A 25,997-nucleotide genomic window follows, 5' to 3' on the forward strand; every position below is an offset into this window, starting at 1 on the left:
GTCCGGAGCAGAAGGAAAGCACCCGTGCACATCATCGAACACCCTCGCCTCAGCGAGCATGACGTCTGGCTTTTCCAAGAGGGCACCCACGCAAAACTGCACGACACGATGGGCTGCCACCTGCAGCCCGACGGCGGCGCAACGTTCGCGGTGTGGGCACCCAACGCGCGCGCCGTGTCGGTGATCGCCGACTGGAACGGCTGGAGCGACAGCGCCATGCAACTCGAAGCGCGGCCCGACGGCAGCGGGGTGTGGGAAGGCTTCGACGCCGACGCGACCCGCGGCGCGGTCTACAAGTACCGCATCTTCTCCGCGCAGGACGGCAACGTGCTCGAGAAGGCCGACCCCTTCGCCTTCTATGCCGAGCCGCCGCCCGCCACCGGTTCGCGCGTCTGGTCGCTGGAGCACCGCTGGCAGGACGATGCCTGGATGAAGGCGCGCGGGCCCAAGAACGCGCTCGACGCACCGATGTCCGTCTACGAACTGCACGCCGGCTCCTGGCAGCGGCAGGACGGCGAGATGCTGGGCTGGCGCGAGCTCGGCGATCGGCTGGCCGACTACATGGTCGACATGGGCTTCACCCACGTCGAGCTGATGCCGGTGACCGAGCATCCCTTCTACGGCTCCTGGGGCTACCAGACCACCGGCTACTTCGCGCCGACCTCGCGCTACGGCACGCCGCAAGACTTCATGGCTTTCGTCGACCACATGCACCAGCGGGGCATCGGCGTGCTGCTCGACTGGGTGCCCTCGCACTTTCCGACCGACGCGCACGGCCTGTCCTTCTTCGACGGCACGCATCTCTTCGAGCACGCGGACCCGCGCCAGGGCTTTCACCCCGAGTGGAACTCGAGCATCTTCAACTACGGCCGCAACGAGGTGCGCAGCTTCCTCATCTCGTCGGCGCTGTTCTGGTTGGAGCACTACCACCTCGATGGACTGCGGGTCGATGCGGTGGCCTCGATGCTCTACCTCGACTACGCGCGCAAGCACGGCGAGTGGATCCCGAACGTGCACGGCGGCCGCGAAAACCTCGAAGCCATCGGCTTCCTGCGCGACCTGAACAAGGCGGTGTACCGCGAGCATCCCGACACGGTGTCGGTGGCGGAAGAATCCACCGCCTGGCCAATGGTCTCGCGCCCCACCGACATGGGCGGGCTGGGTTTCGGCATGAAGTGGAACATGGGCTGGATGCACGACACGCTGGCCTACTTCGCGAAAGACCCGATCCATCGCCGGCATCACCATCACCAGCTCACCTTCTCGCTGGTCTACGCCTTCAACGAGAACTTCGTGCTGCCGTTGTCGCACGACGAGGTGGTGCACGGCAAGGGCTCGTTGATCAACAAGATGCCCGGTGACAGCTGGCAGCAGTTCGCCAACCTGCGCGCGCTCTTCGGCCTGATGTGGGCGCACCCCGGCAAGAAGCTGCTCTTCATGGGCGGCGAGTTCGGCCAGCGCCGCGAATGGACGCACGACGGCGAGCTCGAATGGTGGGTCACCGGCCAGGAAGGCCATGGCGGGCTGCAGCACTTCGTGCGCGAGCTCAACCGCGTCTACAAGTCGGAGCCCGCGCTCTATGAAGTCGACTTCTCGCCGGAGGGCTTCGAATGGGTGGAGGCGGACGATGCCGCCGACAGCGTCTTCGCCTTCCTGCGCAAGGCGCGCGATGGCGCACCAGTGCTGGTGGTGTGCAACCTCACGCCGCTGCCGCGCACCAACTACCGCCTGGGCGTGCCGCTGGCCGGCGCCTGGCGCGAACTGCTCAACAGCGATGCGCGCGACTACGGCGGCGCCGGCTGGGGCAACCTGGGCGAGGTCGAATCGTCCCCGCTGCCGGCGCAAGGCCGCAACCATTCGCTCACGCTGACCCTGCCTCCCCTTTCCACCTTGATCCTGAAGCACGAGCCCCATGCCTAAGAGCCCTCCGCAGAACGCCGTGAAGACCGCGAAAACCGCCCTGGGCGCCAAACCTGCCGCCTCGCCTCCGAAGGTGGCACCCGCGGTGGCCGCAACACCCGCCGCCGCACCGGCTATTCCGGAGACCCAGACCGCCGCACTGCTGGCGCGTCCGCACAGCTTGCCGAAGGAAGGTCGCATCCGCGCCGTCATCGACGCGGTGCTGCCCAACGTGGACGGCGGCCGCTTCGCGGTCAAGCGCATCGCGGGCGAGCCTTTCGAGGTCACCGCGCACTGCTTCACCGACGGCCACGACGTGCTGCGCGCGGTGGTGCAGTGGTGGCGCGAGGGCGACACGCAGGTGCACGAGACGCCGCTGACCCTGCTCAACAACGATGTGTGGAAAGCCAGCTTCACGCCGCCGGTACCGGGCCGCTACAGCTACACCGTGCTGGCCTGGGTCGACGGCTTCGCGTCGTGGCGCCACGAACTCACGCGCCGGGTCGACGATGCCGACATCCGCATCGCCGCGCAGGTCGGTGCGATCGAGATCGCCGCCGCCGCCGGCCGCGCCCGCGGCGACGACGCGGCCCAGCTCACCCGATTGGCCAGCGAGCTCGACCGCGCCGCCGCCGACACGGCCATGAGCGGCACCGCGCTGAAGGCCTTGGCGCTGGACGATGCGCTGGAGGCCCTGGCCTCGCGCTACCCCGACCGCCGCTTCGAGGCCCGCTACGGCGCCGAGCTGTCGCTGGCGGTCGACCGCGAGCGCGCCCGCTTCAGCAGCTGGTACGAGCTGTTCCCGCGCTCTGCGGGCACCGTGCCCGGCCGGCACGGCACCTTCAAGGACGTGGAAGCACGCCTGCCCGCCATCCAGAAGATGGGCTTCGACGTGCTGTACTTCCCGCCGATCCACCCGGTCGGCCGGGTCGATCGCAAGGGCAAGAACAACGCCCTGAGCACCGAGCCCGGCGACGTCGGCAGCCCCTGGGCCATCGGCGCCGAGGAAGGCGGACACAAGGCGATCCTGCCGGAACTCGGCACGCCGGAAGACTTCCGCCAGCTGGTCGCGGCCGCCGGCCGGCACGGCCTGGAAATCGCACTGGACATCGCCTTCCAGTGCGCGCCCGACCATCCCTATGTGAAGGAGCACCCCGGCTGGTTCCGCTGGCGGCCGGACGGCACGGTGCAGTACGCGGAGAACCCGCCGAAGAAGTACCAGGACATCTACCCCTTCAACTTCGAGTGCGATGACTGGCAGGGGCTGTGGACCGAACTCAAGAGCGTGCTTGACCACTGGATTGCCGAGGGCGTCACGATCTTCCGCGTCGACAACCCGCATACCAAGGCCTTCCCGTTCTGGGAATGGGCGCTCGCCGAGGTCAAGCGCGAGCACCCGGACATCCTCTTCCTGGCCGAGGCCTTCACCCGGCCGAAGGTGATGCACCGCCTGGCCAAGCTGGGCTTCAGCCAGTCGTACACCTACTTCACCTGGCGCAACACCAAGCAGGAACTGATCGAGTATTTCGCCGAACTCTCGCAGGGGCCGGGGCACGATTACTTCCGCCCCAACGTGTGGCCCAACACGCCGGACATCCTGCACGAGCAACTGCAGATCGGCGAGGCGCCGATGTTCCGCCTGCGGCTGGTACTGGCCGCCACGCTGGCCGCAAGCTACGGCATCTACGGCCCGGCCTACGAGTTGCTCGAGCACAAGCCGCGCCACGCAGGCAGCGAGGAGTACCTCGATTCGGAGAAGTACCAGCTGCGCACCTGGGCCACCGAGATGCCGCACAGCCTGGCGCCCTTCATCGCCCGTATCAACCGCATCCGCCATGACAATCCCGCGCTGCAGACCAACGCGACGCTGCGCTTCCTGCCGGTCGAGAACGACCAGCTGCTGGCGTATGTCAAGGCCTCCGACGACGGCAGCAACGTGGTGATCACCGTGGTGAACCTCGACCCGCACAACGCGCAGGCGGGCTGGATCGGCCTCTCGCCGGAATCGATCGGCGTCGCACCGGGCCAGTCCTACCAGGTGCACGACCTGCTGAGCGACCAGCGCTTCCTCTGGCAGGGCGAATGGCACTACGTGCGGCTCGATCCGCAGCACACGCCGGGCCATGTGCTGCGGGTGCGCCGCCGCACCCGCGACGAGAACGACTTCGAGTACTTCCTGTGAAAAAAAAAGAGGCCCCGTGGTCATGAACGCCCCCCTTCAAGCCCCCCATGTGCAGCCGCCGGCCACGGCCGCCAACGTGCCCGCCCTCACCCTCGAAACGCCGGAGATCGACACCAGCGACGACCCGCAGTGGTACCGCGATGCGGTGATCTACCAGCTCAACGTCAAGGCCTTCTTCGATTCGAACAACGACGGCATGGGCGACTTCAAGGGCGTGACCGCGAAGCTCGACTATGTGAAGGAGCTGGGCGTCAACACCATCTGGCTGATGCCCTTCTATCCTTCGCCGCTGCGCGACGACGGCTACGACATCTCCGAGTACGAGAGCGTTCACCCGCAGTACGGCACCATCGAGGACTTCAAGGAGATGCTCGACGCCGCGCACGCGCGCGGCCTGCGGGTGATCACCGAGCTGGTCATCAATCACACCTCGAACGAACACCCCTGGTTCAAGGCGGCACGCGCGGCGCCACCCGGCTCGCCCGAACGCAACTTCTATGTGTGGAGCGATACCGACCAGATCTACCAGGGCACGCGGATCATCTTCACCGACACCGAGACCTCGAACTGGACCTGGGACCCGGTCGCCAAGCAGTATTTCTGGCACCGCTTCTTCGGTCACCAGCCCGACCTCAACTTCGACAACCCGGCGGTGCTCGAAGCGATCATGAAGACCATGCGCTTCTGGCTGGACATGGGGGTCGACGGCTTCCGGCTCGACGCGATTCCCTATCTGGTCGAGCGCGACGGCACCAGCAACGAGAACCTGCCCGAGACGCACGACGTCATCAAGAAGCTGCGCGCCACCATCGACGCCGAGTACAAGAACCGCTTCCTGCTGGCCGAAGCCAACATGTGGCCCGAAGACGTGCGTGAGTACTTCGGCAACGGCGACGAGTGCCACATGGCGTACCACTTCCCGCTGATGCCGCGCATGTACATGGCCATCGCGCAGGAAGACCGCGACCCGATCATCGAGATCATGCAACAGACGCCGGACATCCCGGACGGCTGCCAGTGGGCCATTTTCCTGCGCAACCACGACGAGCTCACGCTCGAGATGGTGACCAGCCGCGAGCGCGACTACATGTACCGCATGTACGCGGCCGACCCGCGCGCGCGCATCAACCTGGGCATTCGCAGACGGCTCGCGCCGCTGATGGAGAACGACACCGACCGCATCAAGCTGATGAACAGCATGCTGCTGTCGATGCCGGGCTCGCCCATCATCTACTACGGCGACGAGATCGGCATGGGCGACAACGTCTTCGTGGGCGACCGCAACGGCGTGCGCACACCGATGCAATGGAGCCCCGACCGCAACGCCGGCTTCTCGCGCGCCGACCCCCAGAGCCTGTACCTGCAACCCATCATGGACGCGATGTACGGCTACGAGGCGCTCAACGTCGAGACGCAGTCGCGCGAGGCCAGTTCGCTGCTCAACTGGACCAAGCGCATGCTGGCGGTGCGCAAGACCAGCCACGCCTTCGGTCGTGGCAAGCGCCGCTTCCTGAAGCCGGGCAACCGCAAGATCCTGGCCTACCTGAGCGAGCATCAGGACGACGCGATCCTCACCGTCTTCAACCTGTCGCGCTCGGCGCAACCGGTGGAGCTCGATCTGTCGGCCTTCAAAGGCCGGGTGCCGGTCGAGATGCTGGGCAAGACGCCCTTCCCGCCGGTGGGCGACCTGCCCTACCTGCTGACCCTGCCTTCGCACGGCTTCTACTGGTTCCGCCTGTCGGCCGAAGCACCGATGCCCAGCTGGCACCAGGAAGGCACGCCGCTGCAGGACCGCGCAGTGCTGGTGCTGTTCGACGGCTGGACCAGCTTCTTCCGCGAGCGCGTCATGCCCTGGCGCATCGGCATGGCCGAACGCATGCGGCTGCAGCTCGAAACCGAAACGCTGCCGCGCCATGTCGAGACACAGCGCTGGTACGCCTCCAAGGGCACGCCGATCCTGCGCGCCCGGCTGCGCGACCACACCGTGTGGGACGCCGGCCAGCGCAGCTGGATGCTGCCGATGCTCGACCTCGAGGGCCCGGCCGAAGCCGCCACCTATTTCATGCCGCTCGCGCTGGCCTGGGAAGACCACGACGAGGAACGCATGAAGGCGCTGATGGCGGCACCGGTCGCCAAGGTACGGCAGCAGGCCAATGTCGGCGTGATGGCCGATGCCTTCTTCGACGAGAGCTTCTGCCGCGCGATGGTCGAGGCGATGGGCCGCGGCCTCACGCTGCCCACCGCGGGCGGCCGGCTGCTCTTCACCCACACCGCGGCCTTCGCGGGGCTGGCCGGCAAGGACGTGGCCTCGCTGCCCGTCACGCCGCCGACCGCGCAAAGCAGCAACACGGTGGTCACGCTGGGTGAGCGCCTGTTCCTCAAGGGCTACCGGCGCCTGCGCCCGGGCATCAACCCCGAGCTGGAGATGGGCCGCTTCCTCACCGAAGTGGCGAAATACCCGAACTGCGTGCCGGTGGCCGGCGCCCTCGAGTACGTGGCCGAAGACGGCAGCACCATGACGCTCGCGATGGTGCAGGCCTACGTGCCGAACCAGGGCGACGGCTGGGCCTACACGCTCGGTTACCTGGAGCGCTACCTCGAGGCGCTGCGCACCGTCGATGCGCCGCAGCCGGCCGACGTGCACGGCGGCTTCCTGGCTCTCATGAACACCTTGGGCGAGCGCACGGCAGAGTTGCACCTGGCGTTGTCGCAACGCACCGGCAATCCGGCCTTCGACCCGCAGCCGATGACGGCGGAGGATGTGAGCGGCTGGCGCGAGCGGGCCGCCTCCGAGGCCGGCCGCACGCTCGACCGCCTGGCCGAACGCCTGCCGGACCTGACGCCCGAGTTGCAGGACGAGGCCAAGCGCCTGCTGGCGCGCGCTTCCGAAGTACGCACCCGCGTGGCCAACTTCCCGCTCGAGGGCCAGACCGGGCTGAAGACGCGCTTCCACGGCGACTACCACCTGGGGCAGGTGCTGGTGTCGCGCAACGACTTCCTCATCATCGACTTCGAGGGCGAGCCCGCGCGCAGCTTCGAGGAGCGACGCCAGCCGAGTGCCGCGCTGCGCGATGTCGCCGGCATGGTGCGCTCCTTCAACTACGCGCGCTGGTCGGCGCTGCGCCGGGTGGCGCAGAGCGCCGACGAACTGGCCAAGATGGAACCCGCCGCCCGTGACTGGGAAGCGGAGACGCGCGCCGCCTTCCTCGATGCCTACATGGCGCGCATGACTCAGGGCGGCGCGGCGCAGACGGCCGAGTCGGCCACCCGACTGCTCGCGCTGTTCGAGTTCGAGAAAGCGATGTACGAGCTGCGCTACGAACTCGACAACCGGCTCGACTGGGTGCAGGTGCCGTTGCAGGGCATCCTGGCGCTGGTCGACGCCCATCCCCACTGAACGAACCGATCACCACGCCGCCGACGGCACCGGAGCAACACATGGAAAATTTTGGCGTTCATCTCGAGCCCGTGCGGGCGATCCTCTTCCAGATCGGGGCTTTCCTGCCGCGACTGCTGATCGCTGTGGTGGTGGTCATCGTCGGCTGGCTGCTGGCCAAAGTCGCGCGTTTCGCGGTGGTGAAGGCGCTGCGCGCCATCAACTTCCCGGTGCTGACGGAGCGCTCGGGCCTCGACGGCTTTCTGCGTCAGGGCGGCATGCCGGGCGACACCACCACCATCTTTGGCGTGCTGGTGTATTGGCTGGTCATCCTGGCCGCGCTGCTGATCGCCTTCAACGGCCTGGGCCTGACCTACATCACCGACCTGCTCGGCCGCGTGGTCTGGTTCGTGCCCAATGTCTTCGTGGCGCTGCTGGTGCTGGCCTTCGGCTCCTACTTTGCGCGCTTCATCGGCGACACGGTGACCACCTACTGCAGCAATGTGAAGATGCAGGACGCGCTGCTGCTGGGCAAGCTGGCGCAGTACGCGGTGATGGCCTTCGTGGTGCTGATCGCCCTCGACCAGATCAAGGTCGGCGGCGACATCATCCGCGAGAGCTTCCTGATCCTGCTGGGCGGCCTGGTGTTCGCCATCGCGCTGGCCTTCGGCCTCGGCGGGAAGGACTGGGCGGCAGAACGCATCGAGGAATGGTGGCCGCGCCGCGGCAATTCGCTCAAGGAGCGGGACGACAGCGACCGACTGCGCTGACGCTGAGCGCGGCCTCCGACGGCCGTGGCACACGGCTTGCCTGCGACGCCATGGCTGCCCTTTCCTTCCTGCTCATCCAGCCTCGCCGCCATGAAATCACCGAACCCCATTCACGTCGTCTGGCCCGGCATGCCTTATCCGCGCGGTGCCACCTGGGACGGCGAGGGGGTCAACTTCGCCCTCTTCTCCCAGCACGCCGAAAAGGTCGAACTGTGTGTCTTCGACGACACCGGACGGCATGAATTGCAGCGCATCGTGCTGCGCGAACGCACCGACGGCGTCTGGCACTGCTACCTGCCGGAAGCCCGTCCCGGCATGGCCTATGGCTACCGGGTGCATGGCCCGTACAAGCCCGAGGACGGCCACCGCTTCAACCCGCACAAGCTGCTGATCGACCCCTATGCCAAAGACCTGGTCGGCCAGCTGCGCTGGAGCGACGCGCTCTACGGCTACACCATCGGCAGCAAGCGCGAGGACCTGTCTTTCGACCGCCGCGACAGCGCCGGCTTCATGCCCAAGGGCCGGGTGCTCGAAACCGCCTTCACCTGGGGCGACGACCGGCGCCCTGCCATCGCCCGGCAGGACATGGTCATCTACGAGATGCATGTTCGCGGCTTCACGATGCGGCACCCCGAGGTGCCGCCCGAGCTGCGCGGCAGCTATGCGGCGCTGGCGACCGCGCCGGTCATTGCCTACCTCCAGCGCCTGGGCATCACCACCGTCGAGTTGCTGCCGGTGCACAGCTACATCAACGACCGGCACCTGGCTGAAAAAGGCTTGCAGAACTACTGGGGCTACAACACGCTGGGCTTCTTCGCGCCCGAGATGCGCTACAGCGCAGCGCGCAAGGTGAAGGAGTTCAAGACCATGGTGAAGACGCTGCACAGCGCCGGCATCGAGGTCATCCTCGACGTGGTCTACAACCACACCTGCGAAGGCAACCAGCTCGGCCCCACGCTGTCGTTGCGCGGCGTGGACAACGCGTCCTACTACATCGTCAACGCCGACAACCGGCGCTACTACGACGACTTCACCGGCTGCGGCAACACGGTCAACCTGGAGCATCCGCAGGCACTGCAACTGGTGATGGACTCGTTGCGCTACTGGGTCGAGGAGATGCACGTCGACGGCTTCCGCTTCGACTTGGCATCGGCCCTGGCGCGCGAGAGCGGCAAGGTGGAAAACCTCGGCGGTTTCTTCGACGCCATCCGGCAAGACCCGGTGCTCAACCGCGTCAAGCTCATCGCCGAACCGTGGGACCTCGGCCATGGCGGCTACCAGGTCGGCAACTTCCCGCTCGGCTGGGCCGAATGGAACGACCGCTACCGCGACGGCATGCGCAGCTACTGGAAGGGCGACGCCGGGCTGTTGGGCGAAGTCGCCAAGCGGCTCACCGGCTCTCAGGACCTGTACGGCTGGTCGGGCAAGCAACCCGCAGCCAGCATCAACTTCGTCACCGCGCACGACGGCTTCACGCTGCACGACCTGGTGTCATACAACGACAAGCACAACGAAGCCAACGGCGAGGACAACCGCGACGGCAGCAGCAACAACCATGCGTGGAACTGCGGCGTCGAGGGGCCGACCGACGACCCCGAGGTGCTGTCGCTGCGCGCGCGCCAGAAGCGCAACCTGCTGGCCACGCTGCTGCTGTCGCAGGGCGTGCCGATGCTGCTGGCCGGCGACGAGTCCGGCCACACGCAGCTGGGCAACAACAACGTCTACTGCCAGGACAACGAGCTCGGCTGGCTCGACTGGAAGCTCGACGCCGAGCGCATCGCCCTGCGCGACTTCACCCGGCACCTGGTGCAGCTGCGCCGGCGCCACCCGTCCTTCGGTCGGCGCAGCTTCTTCCGCGGTGCGTCGATCGACGGCGGCACCGGCAAGGACCTGGTCTGGTTCCGGCCCGACGGCCAGGAGATGAGCCCGGGCGACTGGGACGACGGCAACGCGCGCTGCATCGCCATGTTCATGTCCGGCCGCGGCATCGCCGATGTCGGCCGGCGCGGCGAACCGCTCCAGGACGACGACTTCCTGCTGCTCTTCAACGCCCACCACGAAGACATCGAATTCACCCTGCCCGCCGACAGCGGCGCCGCCTGGCGTGTGCGGGTCGACACCGCCACCGACGTGCTGCCACCCGACGACGCAGCCCCCCTCACCGAGCCCACCCTGCAGGTGCATTGCCGCGCCCTGGTGCTGCTCGCCCGAGAAACGAGAACCCCATGAAACGCGCTCACACCATGCCCTTCGGCACCCGCCTGCTCGACAGCGGGGGCGTCCTGTTCCGCTACTGGGCGCCCGGCCTGGCGCACATCGCACTGGAACGCGAAGGTGCCGCCGGCAGCCTGCCGATGCAGCCCGGTGCCGACGGCTGGCACCAGCTCGAAGTGCCCGAAGCCGCCGCCGGCGACCGCTACCGCTTCCGCCTGCCCGACGGCCTGCAGGTGCCCGACCCGGCGTCGCGCCGCAACCCCGACGACGTGCACGGTGCCAGCGAGGTGGTCGACCCGGGCCGCTACGAATGGCAGGACGGCGGCTGGCGCGGCCGGCCCTGGCACGAGGCGGTGATCTACGAGCTGCACATCGGCACCCTCACGCCCGAGGGCAGCTTTGCCGCGGCGAAGGAACGACTGGCCGAGCTCGCAGCGCTCGGCTTCACCGCCATCGAGATCATGCCGGTGGCCGACTTCCCCGGCCGGCGCGGCTGGGGCTACGACGGCGTGCTGCTGTTCGCACCCGATGCCGCCTACGGCACGCCGGACGAACTGAAGGCGCTGGTCGACGCGGCGCATGCGCTCGGCCTGGTGGTGCTGCTCGACGTGGTCTACAACCACTTCGGCCCGGAAGGCAACTACCTGCATGCCGGCAGCCCCGCCTTCTTCAACCCGGCCCACCAGACGCCCTGGGGCGCCGCCATCAACTACGACGGCGAGCAGTCGCGCACGGTGCGTGACTTCTTCGTGCACAACGCGCTCTACTGGGTCGAAGAGTTCCACTTCGACGGCCTGCGCATGGACGCGGTGCACGCGATCCGCGACGACTCCGACACGGACATCGTGCAGGAGATCTGCACCGCCCTGCGCGACGGGCCGGGCCGCGAGCGCCAAGTGCATGTCGTGCTGGAAAACGACGCCAACGGTTCGCACTACCTCGAACGCGGCGCGGACAATCGGCCGACCATCGCGACCGCGCAATGGAACGACGACCTGCACCACGCGGCGCATGTGCTGGTCACCGGCGAGCGCGACGGCTACTACGCCGACTATGCGGACGACCCGGTCGAGCGCTTCGGCGTCGCGCTGGCCGAGGGCTTCGTCTACCAGGGGCAGCCTTCGTCGTTTCGCAACGGCGAGCGGCGCGGCGAGCCCAGCGCACACCTGCCACTGGCCGCGTTCGTCTCCTTCCTTCAAACGCACGACCAAGTCGGCAACCGGGCCTTCGGCGATCGCATCGCGGCGCTGGCCGACCCGGTGCTGCTGCGCGCGGCCTACGCCTGCCTGCTGCTGTCGCCGCATGCGCCGATGCTCTTCATGGGAGAGGAATACGGCGCCTCGACGCCCTTCCTCTACTTCTGCGATTTCGGCCCCGAACTGGCCGCCGCCGTGTCGGAGGGCCGGCGTGCCGAGTTCGGTGGCTTCGCCGCCTTCAAGGACGAAGCGGCGCGCGCACGCATTCCCGACCCGAACGCCGAATCGACCTTCCTTGCCTCCAAGCTGAAGTGGGACGAACGCCTCGGCGGGGCGCATGCGACGCTGCTGGCCCATGTGCGCGACTTGCTCGCACTGCGCCGCGAACGGCTGATGCCGCGCCTGGCCGGGCACCGCAGCGGTGGACGACACTGGCGCGAAGGCGAAGCGTTGCGGGTTTGCTGGGAGGTCGGCGGCGCCGCACCCGGCAGCCGGGCGCAACTGCAGCTTCTGGCGCATTTCGGCAGCACGCCGATCGACGCCCCCGCATTGCCAGGCAACCTGCTCTACACATCGAACATCGACCGCGACGCCGGCCCCGCCTGGCGGCTCGCGCCCGGTGCCGCCTGCCTGACCCTCGAGGAGAACCCGCTTGCCTGACGCACCCCACGGCGAACACGAGGCGCTGCAGCGCCTGTGCGCCCACTTCGGCATCGCGACCGACTACCACGACATCTTCGGCAACCGCCATGTGATCGCGCCCGCCAACCTGGTCACGCTGCTCGAGAGCTTCGACGTCGACCCGCATGCGCTGCCGCACGAGAGCCTCGAGCAGGTCGACGCGACACGCTGGCACGAAGCGCTGCCGCCCGCAGTCGCGGTGGATGCCGGGCGTGAAGAGTGGAAGCTCACGCTGCGTCTTCCCGCGGCGCAGCCGGACATCGAATGGACGCTCCACACCGAAGACGGCACGCTGCACCATGGCCGCATCGACCTGCACGCGCTGCCCGAAGGCGCGCGAGGAGAACGCGACGGCGTCACCCTGTGCGAACGGCAGGTGACACTGGCCTTGCCGCTGCCGGTCGGCTACCACCGCCTGAGCCTGGAGGGGCTGCTCGGCGAAACGCTGGTGCTGGCAGCACCGCCGCACTGCTACCAGCCGCCCGCACTGCAAGGCGACGGCCGCGTGTGGGGCCCGGCGGTGCAGCTGTATGCGCTGCGTTCTGCGCGCAACTGGGGCATCGGCGACTTCAGCGACCTGGCGCAGCTTGCGCAGCAGGTGGCGCCGCGTGGCGCCGGCATCATCGGGCTGAACCCGCTGCATGCGCTGTTTCCGCACAACCCGGCGCATGTGAGCCCGTACAGCCCATCGTCGCGGCTGATGCTCGACGTGCTCTACATCGACGTCGAAGCCGTCGACGAATTCCGCGACTGCGAGCCGGCTCAGCGCCTGGTGCAATCGCCCGACTTCCAGACGCGGCTTGCCACGTTGCGCGAGGCCCCGCTGGTCGACTACCCCGGCGTGGCCGCCGCGAAGTTCGAGGTGCTCGAACTGCTCTACGCCCACTTCCGCGCGCAGCAAGACGCCGGCCAGAGCGCCAGCGCCGCCGCGTTCGACGACTTCCGCGCGGCACGCGGCGACGCGCTGCGCCGCCATGCGACCTTCGAGGCGCTGCAGGCCCATTTCTTCGAGGCCGACGAATCCGTGTGGGGCTGGCCGGTGTGGCCCGAGGCCTACCGTGACCCGGCCGCACCCGAGGTGGCGCGCTTCGTCCAGACGCAAGCCGAGCGCGTCGGCTACTACGAGTACCTGCAGTGGCAGGCGACCCGCCAGCTGCAGCGCGCCAGCGACCAGTGCGCCGCGCTCGGCATGGCCGTGGGCCTGTACCTGGACCTGGCGGTGTCGGTCGACCGCGCCGGCTCCGACACCTGGTGCCAGGGCGACCAGTTCGCGCATGGCGCGAGCGTGGGCGCACCGCCCGACGAGTTCAACCCCAACGGCCAGGGCTGGGGCCTGCCGCCGCTGCGGCCCGACCGGCTGCGCGCCGACGGCTACCGCTTCTTCATCGAGACGCTGCGCGCCAACATGCGCGGCGCCGGCGCGCTGCGCATCGACCACGTGATGGGCCTGATGCGCCTGTTCTGGATCCCGCCCGGCAAGACGCCGCACGACGGCGCCTATGTGCACTACGCGCTGCACGAGATGCTGGCCGTGGTCGCCATCGAGAGCGAACGCGAACGCTGCATGGTGATCGGCGAAGACCTCGGCACGGTGGCCGACGAGATGCGCGGCGCGCTGGCGCGCTACCAGATCCTGTCGTACCGCCTGATGTACTTCGAGCGCGGCCACGACGGCGAATTCAAGGCGCCTGCCGAGTACCCGCGCCATGCGCTGGTGGCCATCAGCACGCACGACCTCGCCACGCTCACCGGCTGGTGGACCGGCCATGACCTGCGTCTTCGCCTGTCGCTCGGCCTGTTCCCGAACCAGGCCCTGTTCGAGAAGCAACTGTTCGACCGCGCGCAGGAGCGCGTGCGCCTGTTGCTGGCCGTGCAGCGCGCCGGCCTGCTGTCGGCCGATGCGGTGGCGCAGGCCACGGGCGCGCAGACGCTGGCACCCGAAACCGTGGCTGCCTTCCACGCCTTCCTCGCAAGCACCGCGTCGCAGGTGATGATGGTGCAGCTGGAAGACGCCATCGGCCAGGTCGAGCAGGCCAACATGCCGGGCACGACCGACGCGCACCCCAACTGGCAGCGCAAGCTGACGCTCGACCTGCAGCAGCTCGCCGCCGACGAGAGCACGCTGGCCCTGTTCCAGTCGCTCGAAGCGGTGCGCCCGCACCCGGCGCGCGCACCGGTGGCCCACCGTGGCATCGAGACCGTGGTGCCGCGCGCCACCTACCGTCTGCAGTTCCACCAGGAGTTCACCTTCGACGACGCGATCGCCGTGCTGCCCTACCTGGAGAAGCTGGGCGTGAGCCACGTCTACTGCTCGCCGATCCAGCGCGCCCGGCCGGGCAGCATGCACGGCTACGACGTGGTGGCGCACGACGAGATCAACCCCGAACTCGGCGGCCAGGCCGGCTTCGAGCGCTTCAGCGCCGCGCTGCGGGAGCGCGGCATGGGCCAGCTGCTCGACCTGGTGCCCAACCACATGGGCGTGCTGGGGGCCGACAACGCCTGGTGGATGGACGTGCTCGAGAACGGCCCGGCGTCGCTCTACGCGCAGCACTTCGACATCGACTGGCAGCCGCTCAACGTCGAGCTGCACGGCAAGGTGCTGCTGCCGGTGCTGGGCGACCACTACGGCGACGTGCTCGATCGGGGCGAGCTGGTGCTGGCCTTCGATGCCGAGAACGGCAGCCTGGCGGTGCGCTACCACGAGCACCGTTTTCCGCTCGCGCCCGACACCTACGCACACGTGCTGCAGCGCGCGGAATCGCGGCTGGCCGACCCCGACCTGTCGGCCAGCCTCGCGAGCATCGCCACGTCCTTCGGCCATCTGCCGGCGCGCGAAGCGACCGATGCCGAGCCGGTGGCCGAGCGGGCGCGCGACAAGGAACTGCTCAAGAGTCGGCTGGCCCGGCTGGTGTCGCGCCAGCTCGACGTGGCGCAGGCCATCGCGGCGGCGCTGGCCGACATCAACGCGCAAGGCGAGCGCGATGCGCTGCATGCGCTGCTCGAGGGGCAGGCCTACCGGCTCGCCTTTTGGCGCGTCGCCGCCGACGAGATCAACTACCGGCGCTTCTTCGACATCAACGAACTGGCGGCGCTGCGCATCGAACGCGAGGCGGTGTTCGAAGCCACGCAGGGCATGGCACTCGACCTGGCGGCGGCGGGCGTGGTCGACGGCCTGCGCATCGACCACCCCGACGGCCTGTACGACCCGGCGCAATACTTTGACCGTCTGCAGCAGGGTTACGCGAAGCGCGCCGGCCTGGTGCTTCCCGAGCCCGATGCCGAGGGCCGCCCGCCCCGGCCGCTCTACGTCGTGGCCGAGAAGATCGCCGCGTCGCAGGAAGAGGTGCCGGTGCAGTGGGCCATCCACGGCACCACCGGCTACCGCTTCGCGACGGTGGTCAACGGCGTGCTGGTCGACACCGAGGCCGAAGAGCGCTTTTTGCGCATCTGGCGCAGCTTCACCGGCGTGCTGCAGCCCTTCGGCGAGCTGGCTTACGAAGGCAAGCGCGCCATCATGCGCAACGCGCTGTCGTCGGAGCTCAACGTGCTGTCGAGCGAGCTGCTGCGCATCGCGCGTGGCGACCGACGCACCCGCGACTACACGCTCAACACGCTGCGCCGCGCGTTGTCGGAAGTCGCGGCCTGCCTGCCGGTGTACCGCAGCTACATCCTCGATGCGCCGTCGGAACAGGACCGCAAGTACATCGACCAGGCGGTCGCCGAGGCGCGCCACCGCAGCCGCGACGCCGACGGCTCGGTGTTCGACTTCGTGCGGCTCACGCTGCTGGCCGACACGGTGCCCGGCGCGGACAAGTCGCTCTGTGCGCGCGCGCTGCGCCTGGCGATCCGCTTCCAGCAGTTCAGCGCACCGGTCACGGCCAAGGGCGTGGAGGACACCGCCTTCTACCGCTACTTCCCGCTGAGTTCTCTCAACGAGGTGGGCGGCGAGCCGGCGCACTTCGGCATGACGGTGGCCGACTTCCACACCGCCAGCGCCGACCGCGCCGCGCGCTGGCCGCACACGATGCTGGCCACGTCGACGCACGACAACAAGCGCTCCGAAGACGTGCGCACCCGCATCGACGTGCTGTCGGAAATGCCGGCCGCCTGGCGCCTGGCGCTGCGCCGCTGGCGCGCGATGAACCGCACCGAAGTAGTCGGCGCAGTCGCCACGGTCGCTGAAGACGAGCGCGGCGCCATGCCCTCTGCCGCCGACGAGTACCTGCTCTACCAGACGCTGCTGGGCACGCTGCCGGCCGGCGGGTTGACCGACGCCGCGCGCGCCGCGTACGTGGAGCGCATCGAGCGCTACATGCTGAAGGCCGCGCGCGAGTCGAAGGTACACACCAGTTGGACCTTCCCCGACCAGGACTACGAGAAGGCGCTTGCGGGCTTCGTGCAGCGCATCCTCGGCCGGGTCGCGGGCAACCCCTTCCTCGACGACGTGCAGGCGCTGGGCGACACGCTGGCCTGGTTCGGCGCGCTCAACAGCCTGTCGATGACGCTCATCAAGTACGGCTCGCCCGGCGTGCCCGACCTGTACCAGGGCAACGAACTGACCGACCTGAGTCTGGTCGACCCGGACAACCGCCGGCCGGTCGACTACGGCGCGCGTGCGCAGTGGCTGGAGCGCCTGTCGCAGATCGCCCACGGCCCGGACGAGCCGGCGGCCGTGCGTGCGCTGGCGGCGGCGCCGCACGACGGCGGCGCGAAGCTGTGGATCCTGTCGCGCCTGCTCGAGCTGCGGCGTGATGAACCGGCGCTGTTTCGCGACGGCGCCTACGCCCCGCTCGAAGCGACCGGCAGCGGTGCATCGCACGTGCTCGCCTTCCAGCGCACGCATGAGGGCAAGACGCTGCTGATCATGGCAGGACGCCTGTTCGTCGGCCTGGCGACCGAAGCCGAATCGCAGGCGTCGATCGCCGCGTCGGATTGCTGGCTGCCGCTCGGCGCCGAAGTGTGGCGCGACACGGCCGTGGCGCTGCCCGGTTGGCCCGACGGCATGCGCTTTCGCAACCTGTTCACCGGCGAGGTGCTGACCGTGCGCGACGGCGCACTGCCGATGGGCGAGGTGTTCTCGCACTTCCCGGGTGCAGCCCTGGTTGCGCTCGACGCACGCCATTGAGCACTGGAAGACCCATGTTCCAGATCGAGTTCACGCATGGCATCCCACGCCAATGCTCTTTTCTTCGGAGTTGATGCCATGAAAGCACCAGCCAGCGGCTGGTGCATAACTACACCGAGCCGGCTGCTAGAACTGCATCCCAAAAAGCTTCGCCCGCCTTTCCGGCCGGCACGCTGGATCGATAAAGCCGAATCTCGGTCGGGATGTCAAACCTGCCGTCAGGTGATGCCCTCACGAGGCGTCTCGAGGCCAAGTCGTCCTCGATGAGGGTCAAGGGAAGCCAGGCGACGCCGCGTCCATCGATCGCCATCGTCCTGAGCACCGACGCGAGGTGCGCCGTCACCACAACCTGCGTCTTCAAAAGCGCAAGCTGTTGCCCCAATACCGCTCGCACGATGCGTCCGATGCCAGAGCCCGTGCTGTATTGAAGGACCGGCACAGGACCGCTGCTTTCTTGCCCGAGGGTAAACGCGGGGGCACCGTCCTTGTCCGCCGAACAAACCGGAATCAGCACATCCTTGCCGACACAAACTGACACGTAGGCGTCCGACGGAAGTCCGCCTTTGCTCATCGGGTGTGCATGGCTCAGTACGAACTGCACCTTTCCTTGCTGGATCAGCGACTCGCAGCGTTGCAGCACATCGGACATCAACTGCACAGCCCCCACCGTCGTGTGCGTTTCGAGCGGGCGGAGCCAGCGGGGAAGGAAGGTGAATGACAACGCGTGGGTGGAGGCAATCCGCAACGTGGCGGAATGCGCTTCCGAGATGGCATGCGCTTCGTCGGGAAGTGCTGCAAGTCGCTCCAGAAGCTCGTCCGCGACATCGCTGAACCACTCGCCAGCGACGGTCAGCTTTGCTGGTTGAGAGCTGCGGTCGAACAAATCGACCCCTAACCAGGCCTCCAGCGCCCGGACGCGGCGGCTGAAGGCGGGCTGTGTCACGTTTCTCTCGTCGGCAGCGCGCGAAAAACTCCCTGTTGCGGCAAGTGCCTTGAAATCAGCGAGCCACAGAAAGTTCATACCGGTACTTTCAAAGCATTGATAGCTAGAAAAACAGCATTGGTCGCCAAGGCTGAAAGATCGGAGGATAGCTCCACCGAAATACCTCAACAGGCACCTCCATGAAGATCGTCGAGATCCGAGAAAAGACCCTTCCCATCAGCTCGCCCATTCGCAACGCCTACATCGACTTCAGCAAGATGACGCTGAGTCTCGTGGCCGTTGTCACGGACGTGATCCGCGACGGCAAGCCCGTCGTCGGCTACGGCTTCAACTCCAACGGCCGCTATGGCCAGGGCAAACTGATGCGCGAGCGGTTCATCCCTCGCATCATGGAGGCTGATCCAGCCTCGCTGGTCGACGCATCGGGCGACAACCTGGATCCACACAAGATCTGGAACGCGATGTTCACCAATGAGAAGCCGGGCGGTCATGGCGAGCGCTCGGTCGCGATCGGCACGATCGACATGGCTGTCTGGGATGCAGTCGCCAAGATCGAAGGCAAGCCGCTGTTTCAACTCCTCGCAGACCGCTACGGGGACGGCAAGCCCAACCGCAAGATCTTCGTCTACGCCGCAGGCGGCTATTACTACCCGGGTCAGGACCACAAGAAGCTGCAGGACGAGATGCGCAGCTACATCGACCGGGGCTACACCGTCGTGAAGAAGAAGATCGGCGGCGCATCGCTCGACGAAGACCTGCGTCGCATCGACTCCATCATGGAAGTGCTGCAAGACGGCCAAAAGCTCTGCGTCGACGCCAATGGTCGATTTGACCTGGAGACGGCCATCGCCTACGCCAAGGCGCTATCGCAGTACGACCTCTTCTGGTACGAGGAACCCGGCGACCCGCTCGACTTCGAGCTGCAAGCAGCATTGCGCAACTTCTACAAAAACCCGATGGCCACAGGCGAAGACCTGTTCTCCATGCAGGACGCCCGCAACCTGATTCGCTATGGCGGCATGCGCCCCGATCGCGACTGGCTGCAGTTCGACTGCGCCCTCAGCTATGGCCTGGTGGAGTACCTCCGCACGCTCGACATGCTCAAGGAGCATGGCTGGTCGGCAACCCGCTGCATCCCGCATGGGGGCCACCAGATGTCACTCAATATCGCCGCGGGCCTGGGTCTGGGCGGCAACGAGTCGTACCCCGACTTGTTCCAGCCTTTCGGCGGCTTCCCGGATGGCGTGAAAGTGGAGAACAGCTTCGTCACGCTGCCGGATCTCCCGGGCATCGGTTTCGAAGGCAAGGCCGATCTGTACCGCGAGATGCAGGCGCTTTCGGCCTGAAGCTCGACAACATAACTAGGAGACAAGACATGATCAACTCGATGCGAATCGTCGCCGGCCTGACCCTGGTCAGCGCAGCGTCCCTGGCTTTCGCGGAATTTCCGGACAAGCCGATCACTTTGGTGGTGCCGTTCGCGGCAGGCGGGCCGACGGACAAGATCGCTCGCGACCTGGCCGAGGCACTGCGCAAGCCTCTCGGCCAAACGATCATTGTCGAAAACGCGGTCGGTGCGGGCGGCACCATCGGCTCCGCCAAGGTAGCGCGAGCCACCCCGGACGGCTACACCTTGCTGGTCAACCACATCGGCATGGCCACTGCCCCGGCCCTGTACCGCAAGCTGAGCTACAAGGTACCAGACGACTTCGAGCCACTTGGCCTTATCAACGAAGCCCCGTCGGTCGTGATCGGCAAGCCATCGCTGGCGGCGAACAACTTCGCCGAGTTGCGGCAATGGATCACCACGAACGGCAAGTCTGTGAACATCGCGAACGCCGGGCTGGGATCGGCTTCGCACCTCTGCGGATTGATGTTCCAGAACGCGCTGAAAACAACCATGACCACGGTTCCCTACAAAGGAACGGCGCCGGCCATGACCGACCTGATCGGCGGCCAAGTGGACCTGATGTGCGAGCAGGCGGTCAACGCCGTGCCACAGATCGAGGGCAAGAAAGTCAAGACCTATGGCGTCACAAGCCTCCAGCGCTTGCCGCTGCCGGTGCTGAAGGACACACCGACGCTTTCAGAGTCGGGCTTGAAAGATTTCGACGTCCAGGTATGGCACGGGCTCTACGCGCCGAAGGGAACAGCTCCAGCGGTCCTGGCGAAGCTGAACTCCGCGCTCCGGGCTGCCTTGAAGGATCCCGAGCTGATCAAACGGGAGGAAGCACTTGGGTTGACGGTGGTCACGGACGAGCGGCTCGACCCGACGAACCACCGCAAATTCGTCGAAGCGGAGAAAAATCGCTGGTCGAAGGTGATCAAGGACGCGGGCGAGTACGCGGACTGACAGAAGTCGCCGGCGTCGACGTGTTCGACATCGAGCGTGAGCCGCGCAAGCGCATGAAGATTCTGGTGTTTCACGACGACCAGCACCGCACCGCGATCACCCCTGGCCGGCATCACCCATTGAATCGCTTTGCTCACTTGAACCTTGAAAGAGGCGAACATGAAGATCGGCATCATCGGCGCAGGAAACATCGGCGGAACCGTCGCGCGCAAACTTGTAGCGGCGGGGCACTCCGTCAAACTGGCAGGCGCGAAAGGGCCGGACGACATCCGTGAGAAAGCGGAAAAGATCGGAGCCCAGCCGGTCCCCCCGGAAGATGCCGTCAAGAACGTCGAGGTGATCGTCCTGTCGATCCCCTTTGCCAGCATTCCAGAGGTTGCGGGGCTATTCGCCGATGTGCCCGCAGAGGTGGTGGTGATCGACACCTCCAACTACTACCCGCAGTTCGGCACACGGATTTCGCAAATCGAAGAGGGCAGGCCTGAGAGCGTCTGGTCGAGCGAGCAGCTCGGTCGCCCAGTCATCAAGACGTTCAACGCTGTGCTCGCCAAGACGCTGGCAGATGGTGGCAAGCCCACAGGCGCTGTTGGGCGGCTCGCCATGCCTATTGCTGGCGATGACGCGGCGGCCAAGGCCGTCGCCCAGCAATTGGTTGACGCAGCAGGTTTTGATCCGTTGGATGCCGGAGACCTCGCCGGCTCGTGGCGGCAGCAGCCGGGTACACCCGCCTATTGCACCGAGCTGACGACTTCAGAGTTGAGGACTGCACTCGCTTCCGCGGTGAAGGACGATGCCCCACGCCACCGTGACGCATTGATGGAGGAGTTCGCGGGGGCCGACACGCCGCCAAGCCATGCGACGGTGATAGCACGCAACCGTCAAGTCACTGCCCGCACTGACTGAAAGGAGATCGAGCTTCTGTGCGGACAGGCACCGCGCAGCGTCAGACGGCGATCGGCAACCGGGCCGAGAACACGGTGCCCTGCGCGGCCGACGACGCGACCTGCATGGCGCCGCCATGCGCCATGGCGATCTGCGCGCAGATGTACAGCCCGAGCCCCAGCCCGCCGCCCGGCTTGCTGGTGCGCGGCCGCCAGTAGGGCTCGAAGACGCGCGCCAGGTCGTCCGGGGCGATCGGCTCGCCCTCGTTCGCCACCACCAGCACCAGCACGTCGCCCTCGATCGAGGCGCTGACACGCACCGGGCGATCGATGGCGCCGTAGGTCAGCGCATTGCCCAGCAGGTTCGACAGCACCTGCTGCAGCCGGCCGCGGTCGCAGCGCACGGCGCGCGCGATGGCGATGTCAGCATCGATGCGGCGTTGCGGATGGCCTTCGCGCAGTTCGGAAACGACATCGTTCAGCGCCGCCGCCAGATCGGTGGTCTCTTCCAGCACGACGCCCATGCCGGCGCCCAGCCGGCTGCGCGCCAGGTCGAGCACGTCGTTGATCAGCTGGGACATACGCCGGGTGGTCGCATGCAGCCGGCTGCCCAGTCGCAGCAGGTCGGGCTCGGTGGAGCGACGCAGCAGCAGTTCGGCGATCGCACCCACGGCCGCCAGCGGGTTGCGCAGGTCGTGGCCCAGCACGGCGATGAATTGCTCGCGCAGTTCGGCGGTCGCCTGAGCGTCGACCAGCGCGGCTTCGGCGGCGACCTGCCGTTCCTCGCTGTCCAGCTGCAGCGCGATCAGGTCGGCGAAGGCGGTGAACATGGCGACGATGCGCGGGTCCGAGACCACGGCCGGCCGCGGGTCGATGGCGCACAGGTTGCCGAAATACTGGCCGTCGGCACGGACGATGGGCACCGAGATGTAGCTCTCGATGTTGTAGGTGCGCGGCGTGTGGTGGTCGCGGTAGACCGGGTCCAGGCTGGCGTGGTCGATGACCACTGGCTGCCGGGCGGCACGCGACTCGCTGCACAGGGTGGACGCAACGTCAAGCTGCCCGCCGGGCTTCAGCCCGAAGTCGATGTCGTCCTGCACCGCGCAGGCGGTCCAGGTGCCGTCGGTGACGCGGGCGACGGCGGCGAAGCCCATGCCGGTGTTCTGGCAGATGAGGCGCAGCAGGGAGGGCACCGCGCTGATCCGGCCGATCGCCGCCACATCGCGGGCGATGGCGTCCGGCGCGTCCGTCATCGGTCGCGTCAGGTGGCGCCGCCTTCGTCCTCGGCCGGCCAGTCGCGGATGTAGGCCTTGAGCATCTTGTTCTCGAAGTTCTGGCTGTCGACCACCGCCTTGGCGACGTCGTAGAAGCTGATCACGCCCATGAGCATGCGCTTGTCCATCACCGGCATGTAGCGGGCGTGGCGCTCGAGCATGATGCGGCGGATCTCGTCGAGGTCGGTCTCGGCGGTGCAGGTCACGGGCGCGTCGTCCATGGCCTTGCGCACCAGCGAGCCACCGACCTGGCCGCCGTTCTTGACGAGGGCGACGATCACCTCGCGGAAGGTGAGCATGCCGACCAGATCGCCGTGTTCCATGACCACCAGCGAACCGATGTCCTTTTCGGCCATGGTCGTCACGGCGTCGGCCAGGGGTTCGTCGGGGGTGATGGTGTAGAGGGTGTTGCCCTTGACGCGCAGGATGTCGCTGACCTTCATCGTGGTGCTCCTCTTCTGACTGGGCCGATCCGATTGAATATAGCCCAACTCGCTCACAATAGCCGGCCACCGCCCACCCCTGCGCCGCGCAGACGTGAGCGGTCGTTACAAGCCCTCCGAGGAGACACATGCCAGGCTATTCCGACCCCGGGTTCGACACCCTTGCGCTGCACGCCGGTGCCGCCCCCGACCCGACGACCGGCGCGCGCGCCGTGCCGATCCACCTCACCACCTCCTTCGTCTTCGAGTCGAGCGACCACGCGGCGGCGCTGTTCAACCTGGAACGCGCCGGCCACGTCTACAGCCGCATCAGCAACCCGACCAACGCGGTGCTGGAGCAGCGTGTGGCGGCGCTCGAGGGCGGCATCGGCGCCATCGCCACCGCGAGCGGCCAGGCCGCGCTGCACCTGAGCGTCGCGACGCTGATGGGCGCCGGCTCGCACATCGTGGCCAGCACGGCGCTGTACGGCGGCTCGCAGAACCTGTTGCACTACACGATGCGGCGCTTCGGCATCGAGACGACCTTCGTGAAGCCGGGCGACCTGGACGGCTGGAAGGCCGCGATCCGGCCGAACACCAAGCTGCTGTTCGGCGAGACCGTGGGCAACCCGGGGCTGGACGTGCTCGACATCCCGGCGGTGAGCGACATCGCGCATGCGGCCGGCGTGCCGCTGCTGGTCGATTCGACGCTGACCTCGCCCTACCTCATCAAGCCCTTCGACCACGGGGCCGACCTGGTCTACCACTCGGCGACCAAGTTCCTCTCCGGCCACGGCACGGTGATCGGCGGCGTGGTGGTCGACGGCGGCAGTTTCGACTGGGAGAAGTCCGGCAAATTCGCCGAACTGAGCCAGGCCTACGACGGCTTCCACAACATGGTGTTCAGCGAGGAGAGCACGGTCGGCGCCTTTCTGCTGCGCGCGCGCCGCGAAGGCCTGCGCGACTTCGGCGCGTCGATGAGCCCGCACACGGCCTGGCTCATCCTGCAGGGCATCGAGACGCTGCCGCTGCGCATGGAGCGCCACATCGACAACACGCAGAAGGTGGTGGAGTTCCTGGCGGCGCATCCCTTCGTGTCGCGCGTAGGCCATCCGCTGATCGAATCGCACCCGAGCCACGCGTTGGCGCAGAAGCTGCTCAAGCACGGCGCACGCGGTGCCGGTGCGGTGTTCAGCTTCGACATCCAGGGCAGCCGCGCGCAGGGCAAGGCCTTCATCGAGGCACTCAAGCTCTTCAGCCACCTGGCCAACGTGGGCGACTGCCGCAGCCTGGTGATCCACCCGGCCAGCACCACGCACTTCCGCATGACGGACGAGGCGCTGGCGGGCGCGGGCATCTCGCAAGGCACCATTCGCCTGTCGATCGGACTGGAAGACCCGGCCGATCTGATCGACGACCTGAAGCGGGCGCTGAAGGCCGCTGAAAAGGCAGGTGCCTGATGGAACTGATCGTCAACGGCCACGCCACCTACGCCTACACCGGCGGCAAGCCGCTCGACACGGCCAAGCCGACCGTCGTGTTCATCCACGGCGTACTCAACGACCACAGCGTGTGGATCCTGCAGAGCCGCTGGTTCGCCAACCACGGCTGGAACGTGCTGGCAGTCGACCTGCCCGGCCACTGCCGCAGCGGCGGCCAGCCGCCGGCCACGGTGGAAGACGCGGCGCACTTCGTGCTCGCACTGCTGGACGCCGCCGGCGTGGACAAGGCGACGCTGGTCGGCCACAGCTTCGGTTCGCTGATCGCGCTCGAAGCGGCGTCGCGCGCCCCCGAGCGGGTGACGCATCTGGCGCTGGTGGGCACCGCCTACCCGATGCCGGTCTCGCCGGCGCTGCTCGATGCGTCGCTCCACCAGCCGATGCGCGCCATCGACATGGTCAACACCTTCTCGCATTCGATGCTGGCGCCCCCGCCCTCCTCGCTCGGCCCCGGCACCTGGCTCTATGGCGGCTCGCGGGCGCTGATGCGCCGGGTGCTGGCCAGCAACCGCGAGACGAATCTGTTCCACACCGGCTTCAAGGCCTGCAACGACTATGCGAACGGCGAAGCGGCGCTGGCCGCAGTGCGTTGCCCGGTGCTGTTCCTCCTTGGCGCGGCCGACCAGATGACCTTGCCGAAGACAGCGCGTGCCTTCGCGGCGAAGGCGCCCGAGGCGAAGACGGTGGTGGTCGAGGCCGGCCATGCGCTGATGACCGAGGCGCCGGACGCGGTGTTGTTCGCGCTGGCTGACTTCGTGGGCGCGCGCTAGGCGCTGTCGCCGAAGACGAAGTCGGCCGGTGCGGCGGCGACCGCGCCCAACAACGCCTGCACCTCGGGTGCCATCGGCTGCGCGGCCGGCAGCGCGCCCAGCAGGCGCGACAGCGTCGGGGCATGCGGCAGCAGCGGGCCGAGAAAGTGCGTGCCCTCGGGGCCGACGATCAGCAGCGTCGGAAAGGTCTCGACGTCGAAGGCGTCAGCCAACTCGGCGTGGTCTTCGATGTCGACCCAGGCAAAGCGAAGCGCCGGGTGCGCGGCCGCGACAGGCGTCAGCAGCGGCCGGTAGTCGCGGCAGGTGCCGCACCATTCCGCGCAGAGGCAGATCACCCAGGTGGGCTGGGGGGTGGCAGCGGCGGACGGCTGGGCGCTCACGGGGATGAAACAGTTCGGGAAAGCAGCGGCCA

General features: G+C 67.5%; 16 protein-coding genes. 12 read left to right on the top strand and 4 right to left on the bottom strand.

The features are described 5' to 3' along the window. Positions 1 to 24 precede the first annotated feature (24 nt). The 7 genes from glgB (at position 25) to ACSFBE_RS15265 (ending at position 17,443) form a co-directional block, all read left to right on the top strand. Positions 25 to 1,920, top strand: coding sequence for a 1,4-alpha-glucan branching protein GlgB (gene glgB / locus ACSFBE_RS15235; RefSeq protein WP_435491241.1), 1,896 nt, complete (start codon positions 25 to 27; stop codon positions 1,918 to 1,920). Beyond that, positions 1,913 to 4,081: an alpha-1,4-glucan--maltose-1-phosphate maltosyltransferase gene (locus tag ACSFBE_RS15240; protein WP_435491242.1), complete on the top strand. Its 2,169-nt coding sequence runs from the start codon at positions 1,913 to 1,915 to the stop codon at positions 4,079 to 4,081. Before glgB ends, ACSFBE_RS15240 begins: the two co-directional genes overlap by 8 nt. A 22-nt stretch (positions 4,082 to 4,103) precedes the next feature. Then, positions 4,104 to 7,478, top strand: coding sequence for a maltose alpha-D-glucosyltransferase (treS, locus tag ACSFBE_RS15245; protein WP_435491243.1), 3,375 nt, complete (start codon positions 4,104 to 4,106; stop codon positions 7,476 to 7,478). 41 nt (positions 7,479 to 7,519) lie between these two features. Further along, positions 7,520 to 8,227, top strand: coding sequence for a mechanosensitive ion channel family protein (locus ACSFBE_RS15250; RefSeq protein ID WP_435491244.1), 708 nt, complete (start codon positions 7,520 to 7,522; stop codon positions 8,225 to 8,227). 90 nt (positions 8,228 to 8,317) lie between these two features. Next, positions 8,318 to 10,456 carry a glycogen debranching protein GlgX gene (glgX, locus tag ACSFBE_RS15255; protein ID WP_435491245.1) on the top strand — a complete coding sequence of 713 codons (2,139 nt, stop codon included), beginning with the start codon at positions 8,318 to 8,320 and terminating at the stop codon, positions 10,454 to 10,456. Continuing rightward, the gene (gene treZ, locus ACSFBE_RS15260) at positions 10,453 to 12,297 is read left to right on the top strand and encodes a malto-oligosyltrehalose trehalohydrolase (protein ID WP_435491246.1); all 1,845 of its coding nucleotides are present in this window, start codon (positions 10,453 to 10,455) and stop codon (positions 12,295 to 12,297) included. The genes glgX and treZ overlap by 4 nt, the downstream gene beginning before the upstream one ends. Further along, positions 12,290 to 17,443 (top strand): malto-oligosyltrehalose synthase, encoded by a 5,154-nt coding sequence (locus tag ACSFBE_RS15265; RefSeq protein ID WP_435491247.1) that lies wholly within the window; start codon positions 12,290 to 12,292, stop codon positions 17,441 to 17,443. Before treZ ends, ACSFBE_RS15265 begins: the two co-directional genes overlap by 8 nt. Positions 17,444 to 17,552: 109 nt before the next feature. On the opposite strand, the gene ACSFBE_RS15270 is transcribed toward ACSFBE_RS15265, so the two are convergent. Beyond that, on the bottom strand, positions 17,553 to 18,464 hold the full coding sequence (locus ACSFBE_RS15270; RefSeq protein WP_435491248.1) for a LysR family transcriptional regulator: 912 nt from the start codon (positions 18,462 to 18,464) through the stop codon (positions 17,553 to 17,555). Positions 18,465 to 18,565: 101 nt separating this feature from the next. On the opposite strand from ACSFBE_RS15270, the gene ACSFBE_RS15275 reads away from it, so the two are divergent. The 3 genes from ACSFBE_RS15275 to ACSFBE_RS15285 all read left to right on the top strand — a co-directional run bounded on the left by ACSFBE_RS15275 (position 18,566) and on the right by ACSFBE_RS15285 (position 21,642). Continuing rightward, positions 18,566 to 19,732 carry a mandelate racemase/muconate lactonizing enzyme family protein gene (locus ACSFBE_RS15275; RefSeq protein WP_435491249.1) on the top strand — a complete coding sequence of 389 codons (1,167 nt, stop codon included), beginning with the start codon at positions 18,566 to 18,568 and terminating at the stop codon, positions 19,730 to 19,732. Positions 19,733 to 19,761: 29 nt separating this feature from the next. Then, on the top strand, positions 19,762 to 20,739 hold the full coding sequence (locus ACSFBE_RS15280; RefSeq protein WP_435491250.1) for a tripartite tricarboxylate transporter substrate-binding protein: 978 nt from the start codon (positions 19,762 to 19,764) through the stop codon (positions 20,737 to 20,739). Positions 20,740 to 20,883: 144 nt separating this feature from the next. Beyond that, positions 20,884 to 21,642, top strand: coding sequence for an NADPH-dependent F420 reductase (locus ACSFBE_RS15285; RefSeq protein ID WP_435491251.1), 759 nt, complete (start codon positions 20,884 to 20,886; stop codon positions 21,640 to 21,642). Positions 21,643 to 21,682: 40 nt separating this feature from the next. Here ACSFBE_RS15285 and ACSFBE_RS15290 read toward each other — a convergent pair whose 3' ends face one another. Then, positions 21,683 to 22,873 (bottom strand): GAF domain-containing sensor histidine kinase, encoded by a 1,191-nt coding sequence (locus ACSFBE_RS15290; RefSeq protein WP_435491252.1) that lies wholly within the window; start codon positions 22,871 to 22,873, stop codon positions 21,683 to 21,685. 8 nt (positions 22,874 to 22,881) lie between these two features. After that, complete coding sequence (locus tag ACSFBE_RS15295) at positions 22,882 to 23,337, bottom strand: CBS domain-containing protein (protein WP_435491253.1); 456 nt, start codon at positions 23,335 to 23,337, stop codon at positions 22,882 to 22,884. A 128-nt stretch (positions 23,338 to 23,465) separates the two neighbouring features. Between ACSFBE_RS15295 and ACSFBE_RS15300 the strand changes: the two genes are divergently transcribed. Then, complete coding sequence (locus ACSFBE_RS15300; RefSeq protein ID WP_435491254.1) at positions 23,466 to 24,776, top strand: O-acetylhomoserine aminocarboxypropyltransferase; 1,311 nt, start codon at positions 23,466 to 23,468, stop codon at positions 24,774 to 24,776. Beyond that, positions 24,776 to 25,585 carry an alpha/beta fold hydrolase gene (locus ACSFBE_RS15305; RefSeq protein WP_435491255.1) on the top strand — a complete coding sequence of 270 codons (810 nt, stop codon included), beginning with the start codon at positions 24,776 to 24,778 and terminating at the stop codon, positions 25,583 to 25,585. The genes ACSFBE_RS15300 and ACSFBE_RS15305 overlap by 1 nt, the downstream gene beginning before the upstream one ends. On the opposite strand, the gene ACSFBE_RS15310 is transcribed toward ACSFBE_RS15305, so the two are convergent. After that, a complete protein-coding gene (locus ACSFBE_RS15310; RefSeq protein WP_435491256.1) occupies positions 25,582 to 25,965 on the bottom strand; it encodes a thioredoxin family protein in 384 nt (127 codons plus the stop codon). The genes ACSFBE_RS15305 and ACSFBE_RS15310 overlap by 4 nt on opposite strands. Between the last annotated feature and the right edge of the window lie 32 nt (positions 25,966 to 25,997).

It is taken from the genome of Variovorax sucrosi (genome assembly GCF_051216635.1).
Taxonomy (GTDB): Bacteria; Pseudomonadota; Gammaproteobacteria; order Burkholderiales; family Burkholderiaceae_C; genus Variovorax.